The sequence below is a fragment of the Flavobacterium hibernum genome (assembly GCF_000832125.1).
In the GTDB taxonomy this organism is placed as follows: domain Bacteria; phylum Bacteroidota; class Bacteroidia; order Flavobacteriales; family Flavobacteriaceae; genus Flavobacterium; species Flavobacterium hibernum.
Genome location: NZ_JPRK01000025.1, coordinates 1 through 10,876 on the forward strand (window position 1 = coordinate 1; position 10,876 = coordinate 10,876).

10 protein-coding genes are annotated in these 10,876 nt (G+C 32.2%); all 10 read left to right on the top strand.

Annotated features, from left to right (window positions below):
* Nucleotides 1-1,128, top strand: a 1,128-nt coding sequence (locus tag IW18_RS23305) for a collagen-like domain-containing protein (protein WP_052480268.1), incomplete at its 5' end; no start/stop codon positions are given.
* Nucleotides 1,129-1,187: 59 nt separating this feature from the next.
* Nucleotides 1,188-2,039: a hypothetical protein gene (locus IW18_RS21545; RefSeq protein ID WP_041520271.1), complete on the top strand. Its 852-nt coding sequence runs from the start codon at nucleotides 1,188-1,190 to the stop codon at nucleotides 2,037-2,039.
* Nucleotides 2,039-2,821: a hypothetical protein gene (locus IW18_RS21550; protein WP_041520272.1), complete on the top strand. Its 783-nt coding sequence runs from the start codon at nucleotides 2,039-2,041 to the stop codon at nucleotides 2,819-2,821. Before IW18_RS21545 ends, IW18_RS21550 begins: the two co-directional genes overlap by 1 nt.
* Complete coding sequence (locus tag IW18_RS21555; protein ID WP_041520273.1) at nucleotides 2,818-3,621, top strand: hypothetical protein; 804 nt, start codon at nucleotides 2,818-2,820, stop codon at nucleotides 3,619-3,621. The genes IW18_RS21550 and IW18_RS21555 overlap by 4 nt, the downstream gene beginning before the upstream one ends.
* A 65-nt stretch (nucleotides 3,622-3,686) precedes the next feature.
* Complete coding sequence (locus IW18_RS21560; RefSeq protein ID WP_041520274.1) at nucleotides 3,687-4,943, top strand: gliding motility-associated C-terminal domain-containing protein; 1,257 nt, start codon at nucleotides 3,687-3,689, stop codon at nucleotides 4,941-4,943.
* A 91-nt stretch (nucleotides 4,944-5,034) separates the two neighbouring features.
* Nucleotides 5,035-5,952: a PorP/SprF family type IX secretion system membrane protein gene (locus IW18_RS21565; RefSeq protein WP_041520275.1), complete on the top strand. Its 918-nt coding sequence runs from the start codon at nucleotides 5,035-5,037 to the stop codon at nucleotides 5,950-5,952.
* A 9-nt stretch (nucleotides 5,953-5,961) separates the two neighbouring features.
* The gene (locus IW18_RS21570) at nucleotides 5,962-7,896 is read left to right on the top strand and encodes an OmpA family protein (RefSeq protein WP_041520276.1); all 1,935 of its coding nucleotides are present in this window, start codon (nucleotides 5,962-5,964) and stop codon (nucleotides 7,894-7,896) included.
* A gap of 25 nt (nucleotides 7,897-7,921) precedes the next feature.
* Nucleotides 7,922-8,254 carry a hypothetical protein gene (locus IW18_RS21575; RefSeq protein ID WP_041520277.1) on the top strand — a complete coding sequence of 111 codons (333 nt, stop codon included), beginning with the start codon at nucleotides 7,922-7,924 and terminating at the stop codon, nucleotides 8,252-8,254.
* Between the two features lie 232 nt (nucleotides 8,255-8,486).
* Nucleotides 8,487-8,936 (top strand): hypothetical protein, encoded by a 450-nt coding sequence (locus tag IW18_RS21580; RefSeq protein WP_123902598.1) that lies wholly within the window; start codon nucleotides 8,487-8,489, stop codon nucleotides 8,934-8,936.
* Nucleotides 8,937-9,255: 319 nt separating this feature from the next.
* Complete coding sequence (locus tag IW18_RS21585; protein ID WP_041520279.1) at nucleotides 9,256-10,314, top strand: serine hydrolase domain-containing protein; 1,059 nt, start codon at nucleotides 9,256-9,258, stop codon at nucleotides 10,312-10,314.
* Nucleotides 10,315-10,876 lie beyond the last annotated feature (562 nt).

Consider the following 10,876-nt stretch of genomic DNA (forward strand, 5'->3'; position numbering starts at 1 on the left):
ATAGGAGTACCAGGTTCAGTGGGAGCAAAAGGAGATACTGGAGCAGTAGGTCCTCAAGGTTCAATAGGAGTAACGGGTTCAACTGGTGCTGCTGGGGCAAAAGGAGATACTGGAGCTGTAGGCCCTCAAGGTCCAATAGGAGTAACGGGTTCAACTGGTGCTGTTGGGGCAAAAGGAGATACTGGAGCTACAGGACCTCAAGGCCCAATAGGTTCAACTGGTGCAGCTGGAGCAAAAGGAGATACTGGGGCAGTAGGTCCTCAAGGTCCAATAGGATTAACAGGTTCAGCTGGAGCAAAAGGAGATACCGGAGCTGTAGGTCCTCAAGGTCCAATAGGAGTAACGGGTTCAGCAGGAGCAAAAGGAGATACTGGGGCTACAGGACCACAAGGTCCGGCAGGCCCATCAACACCACAAACGATTGCTCATTCATTAAGTTCGACAGGTAATTTACTTACCAGTACGGTTAATAGTTTAAGTCCAACAGCCAATATCATCAATAGTAATACTTTAATTATGAGTGGAAATAGTATTATCTCAACTGTCAATGGTGTAGCATCATCAACAGTAGGTTTAGATATTACAACATTAGAACCATGGCAAGTGCAAGGAAGTTTAACAAAAGCAACAACTAACGCCCAGAATATTTATCAAACAGGAACGGTTGCGATAGGTACAAGTACAATTCCTTCTTTTGCTATAGGAACAGCGACAATTACACCTAAATTTCATGTGGCAGGTGATATTTCTACCACAGGAAAAATTTGGACAGCCAATAGTGTTTATGCCGATTATGTATTCGAAAAGTACTTTATAGGTCAATCATTAATCAATCCCGAGTATGAATTTAAATCTTTAAATTATATCAAAGAATTCATTAAAGCAAACCATCATTTGCCAGGTGTTGCTTCAATTGATGATCTAAGAAAAGGAGAGAATGGTTACACATTCGACATTACAAAATTATCGATAGAAAGTTTAGAAAAAATCGAGGAGCTTTACTTGCATACTATTGAGCAAAAAGAAAAAATTGACGAACAGCAATTAGAAATTAATTCTCTTAAAAAGACTGCACAAGAAACTAACGATCGTTTAGAGAAACTTGAGAAGTTGTTACTTAAGAAATAAATAAAAATGAATTGTAGGAGGAATATCCTCCTGTAATTCTCCTTTATAAAAAGATTATCATGAAAAAAATAATTACAATTTCTTTAGTACTTCTTATAGTTGTATTCAAGTCGAATGCTCAAACGGGAATAAATACGAGAAATCCAGATGCATCTGCAAATACAGAGATATCTGCCAGCGATAAAGGTTTATTAATTCCCCGTTTAAGTGTTCCTGATATTACGGTAAAAACTCCAGTGGTAGCTGCACCAAAAGATGGATTGTTGATTTATAATACGAATAATTTAACAAAAAAAACCTTATTTCATTGGGATGCAACAGCAAACTCAGGGTTAGGGAGCTGGAATGCACACTTATTTTTTAAGGAAACACCAAAAACAGCAGTAATTGGTATCACAGGCTCAAATTTTGGAGCGCTTAATAATTTAGACGCTGGAAGTAGTACATCTCTCAATAATTCAAACGGAAATGCTTTGGTTATTCAGAGTTCAGGGTATATGCCTCATCTTGATGTTGGAAACTCAGCAGGTGTACTAACTGTTAATTTAGGATCAGGAGTGTATACGATTGAAATTTCTTTTTTGATAACAGCTCCAGCACCAGATTTAGGAAGAGGATCAGTTTTAACCAGTACAACTTACTATAATATGGGTTACTATGCAGATATTATTGCTCGTACACTATCAGCGGGAACAACTGTAAGTTCTGCGAGGGTAGAAAGAGGCGTATTGTCTCAGGCAAATCAAAATCATAGAGTAACCTTTATTACCACTTTTACATTGCCAGACGATGTTAATAATCCAGTTTCGCGATTAACCGTAGCATTAGGCCGAAGATTAGGATCATCACATAACGATTTGGTGTACATTATTCCTAGTGGTTCATATTATAAATTAACAAAACTAAAATAATGAAAGCAGCTTTAAAAATATTAATACTTTTAGTTATAATAGGGCTTCCTGTGTTAACTTTTGGGCAAGGAGGAGCAATAGTGAATGCACAAAACGGTGATGCTTCTGCAGTTTTAGATCTATCTAACAATACCGCTAAAAAAGCTTTTTTACCACCAAGAGTTGCTTTAACAACTTTGGCTGATAAAGTAAATCCCATAGTATCTCCTGCCGCTGGATTAATTGTATACAATATTGGAACAACACAATTACCGGGTTATTATATATTCGACAATGGTGTTTGGAGCTTAATGGCGACTAGAGAAAACTCTGTAGTAAATGCAATTTTTACTAAAACAATATCAGAAACAAAAACAATTTCTACAACTTATTCGAATATTACAGGATTTACAAAATTTTTTAATAACTCAGGAATTGGTATATCAGATGATGGAAATAGTACGATAACATTGCAACCGGGAAAATATGTAGTAAATGTTAGTTTTAATATTTCTACATCCGAAACAGCAACAAATGGAATTGGTACAACGACAAAAACTCAAGCGCATTTTTATTCTGGTAGATTATGGAATGGAAGTAAGGCTCTGGGATCAGAAATTCAATTAAATGAAATTTCGAATACATCAGGAGACAGAAAGCATGCGACAACATTTGTTTTTTCCTTTGAGTTAACTTCTACGGATTCATTTCAATTTCAATTGGCAAGAAGAACTGGCGGAACATACACAGGAAATATAAACATAGATAATGCATTTATAAATATCGAAAAATCATTACCATGATCAGAGCAGTTATATTTTTAGTAATCAGCTTATGTAGTTTTAGCTTATTTGCTCAAACAGGAATCAACACAAGAACACCAGATGCTTCTGCGGCTTTAGATATTACAGCTACAGATCGTGGTGTAATAACACCTCAGTATACTTTAACTAGTTTGGCGGATAATAGCAATCCAGTTGCTAATCCACAAAATGGTTCTTTAATTTTTAATCAAGGGGGAACTTTTACCCGTGGATACTATTATTGGGATGGAGAAAAATGGAATAGAATGATTGTCAACAGTGAGATGGATAAAATCTTAAACCTTAAAATTTCAGGTACTTATTATGCAGATCAGACAGATCAGTCTAAACAATTAATACCTAACGGCACATCAAACAATTATATAAGTTTTACAACGGCGCAAACCACATACATTAATACAATGGGGATTACGAATCCAAATGGAACAGATATTACATTGCCAGCAGGAACTTATAAAGTTGACATTTCTATGGATTGTCTTTCGCCTACAGCACCAGCGTCTAACTATCTTATAAGCGATAAACATCTTTATGTTATTGACGCAGGAATAGTAAATTCAGCAAATACACTATTAACAGATGTTAAAACTGTATCAAGTATTTCAAATGATGGAGGATCAAGTGTTCAGGGTTATAGTTTTTCATTTGTTTTCAAGCTAACCGCAACTTCTACAGTGGTAAAAGTATTGCTTAGGCATGGTTCTGGGGCAACAACCAATGTGCCAACAAGAACAAACCAGTCAGGTTTAGTTGTCAATTTTTATAAAATGTTTGAATAGTCAGAAAAACAACTTACAATTTAAGTATATCGTAATTCAAGAGCTTTACATAACAACAGTAAACTATGAAATCAAAAAAAATAAATATTCTTTTCGCTTTTTTATCACTCTTTAGCGGAATAATAACAGCACAAACAGTCAACACAGGTGATTTGTATATAGCCGAGGGCACAATTATGTCTACAGTTGGAGCCATGGATAATAAGAATAGTGGTAATTTATTTAATGATGGAGATTTTTTTATTTATAGTCATTATAATAATGATGGTCTTGTTACTTTTTCGACAGGTTCTACAAAAGGAATAACGAGAATGAGAGGAATATCAGGAGTACAGGAAATTTCAGGTAGTTCACCAATGGAATGGTATAATGCCGAATTTAAAAATAGTAATGTACAACCAGCATTTCTTTTATCTAATGAAGTGAGTATATCTGGAAAAGCAGATTTTCAAAAAGGAATTGTTGATGACGATAATTACGGAGGCTTATTAATTTTTGAAAAAGGTGCCGAATCTTTTAATGTTAGCGATAATAGCTTTGTAGATGGAAAAGTGAAAAAAAATGGAAAAGATGCTTTTATTTATCCAATAGGAGATAAAAACAAGTATCGATTTGCTGGTATTTCGGCACCAACAGAAATATTGAGCAGTTTCACTGGGAAATATTTTTATGAAAATTCAGATGTATTGTACCCGCATAATGATAAAACAACCGGAATTACGTTTATAAATAATCAAGAATACTGGACTTTAGATAAAACAGAAGGAAATTCAGATGTTATGCTAACCCTAAGTTGGGACGAAACATCAACTACACCAGAAGAAATAGTAGTATCTCCTCAAAGTTCAATTCATATTGTTCGTTGGGATGCTGCACAAAAGCTGTGGATAGATGAAGGCGGTGTTGTCGATAGCGATAAAAAAACAGTTACAACACCATTAAATGTCTCTGGATATAATGTGTTTACAACAGCAAGGGTTGATGATAGTATTGTTTTGCCTTGCAGTACATTAACTATTTATAATGCAGTTTCGCCAAATGGAGACAATAAAAATGATTACTTCAAAATTGATGGATTAACAGAATGTTCATCAGATAATACAGTAGAGATTTATAATCGCTGGGGAGTAAAGGTATTTGAAACCAATAATTACGATTCTAACGGAAATGTTTTCAGAGGTTACTCAGAAGGTAGAACAACAATATCTAAGGATAAAATGTTGCCAACAGGGACTTATTTCTACATCTTAAATTTTAAATATTCAGGAGCAAAGTCTCAAACCGTAAAAAAAGCAGGATATCTGTATTTAAACAGAGAATAGTTTTTTTGAAGCAAAAAAAATGAAAAATCAATATTTCAAAAACACAAACTACTTTTAAGAGCGTGTTGAATGAATATTTAAAAAGACAAACATGAGAATAAAATTTTTCACTGCGATTATGATCTTAACAAGCATTTTGTGTACAGCCCAACAAGACGCGCAGTTTACACAATACATGTACAACACCATAAATGTAAATCCTGCCTATGCCGGATCTAGAGGAGCACTGAGTATTTTTGGTTTATATCGTACACAATGGGTTGGACTTGATGGTGCGCCAGAAACAAGTAGCTTTTCGGTCAATTCACCAATCAACAATAGCAATTTAGGAGTAGGAGTTTCACTAGTCAATGATAAAATTGGACCAACAAATGAAAATACATTATCGGCAGACCTTTCGTATACCGTACAAACATCCGCAGATTTTAAACTATCGTTTGGTATAAAAGGAACAGCCAATTTATTTAATCTTGACATTAATAAATTAAATCCGGAAAATCAGGGGGATCCACAATTTCAGGATTTAAACAATAAGTTTTCTCCAAATGTTGGAGCAGGAGTTTATTGGCATTCAAACAAAGCTTATATAGGTCTATCAGTACCAAATTTTATCGAAACTAATCGTTATAACGACAATGATATTGCTATATATAAAGATAAAATCAACTATTATTTAATAGGAGGTTATGTATTCGATTTAGATAAATACCAATACATAAAATTTAAACCAGCCGTTTTAGCTAAGATGGTCGAAGGCGCACCGCTACAAGTAGATGTTTCAGCAAACTTTATGTTTAACGACAAATTTGTTGTGGGTCTTGCTTATAGATGGAGTGCCGCGCTGAGTGCCATGGCAGGATTTCAGGTAAGTGATGGACTCTACATAGGATATGCATACGATCGCGAAACAACCCGCTTAAACAATTACAATTCAGGATCGCACGAGATTTTTCTCCGATATGAATTCTTTAAAAATAATGGAAAAATAACAACACCACGTTTCTTCTAAAATTGTAATATGAATAAAAATATACTCCTATACCTTATAATAATAAATGTTTTTTCATTTGAAGGTTATGCACAGCAATCAAAAATTAATGCTGGGGATAAAAAATATGATAATTATGCCTATATCGACGCCATTAAAACTTACGAGCGTGTGGCCGAGAAAGGATACAAATCTGAAGACTTATTTAAAAAGCTGGCAAATTCGTTCTATTTTAATTCTGAATTTGAAAAAGCTGCTAAATGGTATGGCGAATTATTTGCCATGAACGTAGAAGTCGAACCAGAATATTATTATCGCTATGCACAATCATTAAAATCAAATGGAGAAATAGCCAAAGCCAGTAAAATACTTGAATTATTCAACCAAAAATCGAAAAATGATTCGAGAGGAAAATTGTATGAAAGTAATAAGAATTATATAGATCAGATTAAAGCCAATTCGGGACGCTATATTATTCAAAACGCAGGAATAAATAGTAAATACTCTGATTATGGAACCGCATTTCACGTAAATAAAATAGTTTTTGCTTCGGCTAGAGATACAGGTAATTTTAATCAGCGAAAGCATAAATGGACGGGCGAGCACTTTACTAATCTCTATGAGGCTGATCTAGACGAAAACTTTAATCCAAAAGCTGTTAAAAAAATTGAATCAAAAATAAATTCTAAGTTTCACGAATCGACACCAGTTTTTACAAAAGATGGAAAAACAGTTTATTTTACCCGAAACAATTACATTGACGGTAAAAAAGGTAAAGACGAGAGAAAAACGACCTTAATTAAAATATACAAAGCAACGCTAGAGAATAACGAATGGACGAATATTATAGAACTTCCTTTTGATAGTGACAACTATAGCACTGCCCATCCAGCACTTAGTCCCGACGAAAAAACATTATATTTTGCATCAGATATGCCTGGAACATTTGGTCAATCGGATATTTATAAAGTAAGTATTAATAGTGACGGAGTATTTGGGTCTCCAGAAAATTTAGGACGTTCAATAAATACTGAAGGAAAAGAAACATTTCCCTTTGTTACCGAGGAAAATGAAATATATTTTGCTTCAGACGGACATCCAGGGCTTGGTGGTTTAGACATTTTTGTTGGAGAAATAAATCAAAACGGAGTGCGTAATATCCAAAATGTAGGTGGTGATATCAATTCACCAAACGATGATTTTGCTTATATAATCGATACAAAATCCAGAAGAGGTTTTTTCTCTTCTAATAAAGAGGGAGGAGAAGGTTCTGATGATATTTATAAATTTTTAGAAACTAGAAAACTAAAATGTTTACAGGAATTGAGCGGAATTATAACTGATGCTGAAACTGGAATTATTTTACCACAAACAAAAGTTTCTTTATACGACAATCAAATGGTAATGAAAAATTCCATCATTTCAGATCAAACAGGATATTACAGTTTTTCTGTAGAATGTGGAAAAATTTATAATGTAAGAGCCGAAAAATCAGATTATACAACCAAAGAAGTTAATGTGATTATTGAATCTAAAAGTGGTAAAACTAATTTGCCAATTGCATTAGAAAAAGAAGGCTGTCGGGTTACAATTGGTGATGATTTGGGAAAATGTTTCGGAATAAAAATGATCTATTTTGATTTAGATAAATCGAATATTCGCACAGAAGCAGAATTAGATTTAGAAAAAATATTAGATGTTCTAAAGCAATATCCGTCAATGAAATTAGATATTCGTTCACACACAGACAGTCGTCAAACACATGCTTATAATGAAATATTATCTGATAAAAGAGCCAAGTCAACTATAAAATGGCTTGAAAAAAATGGTATATCATCAGATCGATTAACAGGAAAAGGTTATGGAGAAACCCAACTGATAAATGGATGTTCAGATGGTGTAATTTGTACCGAAGAACAACATCAAATGAATAGGCGAAGCGAATTTATAATCACAGATTTATAAAATTATATATATAAGCTAAAGTAAAATGAATAGAAAAACCATTTCAATTATAAGCTACTTAACAATTGTTGGCTGGATAATATCTTTCGTAGTATATCACAATGGCGGTAGATCGTCTTTTGCACAATATCATTTAAAACAGTCATTTGGTTTAGGTATTTTGGGCGTAATATTTGGTCTAATTTTTATTCCGATATTTCCAGTTGATCCAATAATTTCAACTCTGTTTTTAATATTAAGTGCAATTATCTTGATCGTTTTGATTTTTGGTATATTAAATGCGGTTAACCAAAAAAGAAAGCCAATTCCCTTAATAGGACTAATGTTTGTGGATAGATTTCATTTTATAAAATATTAATCTTTACAAGTTTTATATTTTGTTGAGGCCGCTTCTTTTTTAGCGGTCTCTTTTGTTTCTTATTCTAGTCAAATCAAATAATGCTTAATAAATAAAAGTCCTATTGTTGCTATTAAATAACTTATAGTGACAAAAGAGATTTATAAGTCAAAATACCTTTGCATACATTTTATTTCTTTAAAAAGAGAAATGAAAATTACGATGTTTAATAACTTCAGTAAAGAAATTGATCATGAAAAAGGAAAAGGTTTTATTGCAAGATGGCAAAGGAATGTTCTTAAAAATGTTTAAAAAAGAACTTGTAGACGAATTTCAATTCACAGAAACTTCAACCAAGATAAATCACCAAACTCAATTATTAGGTTTTGATCGATTTATATATGTAACCTATGATAAAACCGAGTTAATTGAATTTTTAAAACTTAATAAAAGAGGCGCAAATGTTTTAGTATGTTTATTTGATAAACAATTGCAAACAAATGTTTCTTTTATGGAAGAAATTCATGATTTAGTTTTGTTAGACGGTTACAAAACAAAAAAAGAAAGCGTTAAAGATCTTATGCTTCATTTAAAAAATACATTACCATTAAAGAAACAAATTACCATAAATAGTAATTCTACTTCACCTCACAATCAAGTTCAGTTTCATAATTTTTTTAAGACAATATTGCATTTCGTTTAGTTTTAACAAAAAAATAGTTTTCATCTAAATTATTTATTTAAACTTAATACATGAATTATGGTAATATTTTTAGATTATCAAGTATATTTTGTTTGAATTTTTCTTTTCGCGCAGTATAAAGAATATCTCTTCATCGCATTTGAAATGAGTTTTAATTCATTGTAATACTGCGTTTTGTAATTACTCGTACTTTTCAATAAGAGTACTCGTACGTATAATTCAGAACAAATGCGTTCGAATATTTTTATTCGGTCGCACAGGTTTAAATTGCGTCGCATATTTGTATCGAAATAAAATACTAACGTAAAAACACGATACAATGAAAACTTCTTTAAAATTTTCAGCAGCACTATTATTAATAAGTACCTTTTCTTTTGGACAAGATATTTCTAGAAGAATAGATTCAATAATAAAGGATAATTATCAAAGAAATCCGGAAATTGGTATTAGCGTCGGTTTTATTAATAATAACGAAGAATATTATACAGCATATGGTAATTTAAATGAGGGAAGTCAAATAAAAATTAATAAAAATTCCATATTCGAATTAGCGTCTATAACTAAAATTTTAACTTCAAATTTAATAGCGCAAGCAGTGAGCGAAAAGAAAATTAAAGTCGATGATTATATAGATAGATTCCTGCCAAAAGGATATGTGTTAAATGAAAATTTAAAAAATAAAATTAAGATTTCAGATCTGGCATCTCACCAATCAGGTTTGCCGGATATAGATTTTGGAAAATTAATAGAACTAAATCCGCAACAGCCTGTAAGTAGTGTTGATGGACAAACATTGATAATGATAATCAATAATTGTAGCGAATTAAAAGATTATGGCAAATATAGATACTCTACTATAGGATATACACTACTTGGACAAATATTGGAAAATGTGTATGGTAAAAGTTATGACGAAATTATTCGAGACAAAATAATTGACCCTTTACAAATTACAAATACATTAACCAAAGATTTTGAAGTTAAAAATAGAACGGTTGCACATAATCCAAATGGTGGAATTCAGGAATTCTTTAAATGGAATATTACAGCTCCAGCCGGATTAATAAAATCTAATGCCTCTGATATGATTACATTTCTAAAAGAAGTTTTAAATAAAGATACTACTATAGGTAAAGCTGCAATAGAAACAGAGAAAGTCTTCTATAAAGACGAAAAAAGAGAAATGGGATTAGGAACAAATATTGTAGCAGATGAAAAGAATACACTTTACATGAAATCTGGCGACTCTATGGGGCAATCGACAATTATATGTTACAATAGAACTAAAAATTGGGGTATAATAATATTGCTAAATCAAAGAAATTCAAAAATGAGAAGCGATCTATTGAATAAGATTTGCGATACAGTATTGAAATAAAATTTGACGACAGGTTTTAAAGAATGAATAATTACGGAATTTCATTATATTGAAAACAGAAAATAATCTCTACTTATATATAAGTAGAGATTTTGATTCCACAACCCGACAGGTTTGTTTTTTATATCTATATATAATAAGAGTATTAATAAGGAGCTTAATCCCGCTATGCGTTTCAATCTTTTGTGCCGAACCCCGGCGCAAAAGGATTTCCACTTCTATCGGGGCTAGGAGAGAGGTTCCAGAAGGAGTATTTATGGATTATATTGAGGATAAAACCAAAACCTTGCGCTTTTGCGTCTTTGCGAGATTGATAGAGATGTTATTGTACTTTATAATTTAGATGGCAAATCTCTTCATAATTTTCCAGAAATCTAAAAATTCAACAAAACAGCACCCTTTATAAAAGCAAAAATTACAAAAAGCATAAACAGTTACGGAAAAACCTTTCAAAAGTTCAAAAATATAAAAAGTTAAGTTTAGTGTTATCAGAGAGTTAAGAAAAAGAGATAAAAAAGATTAAAAATAGTTTAGAAAAAGGCTTGTAAATGCAAATAAAGGG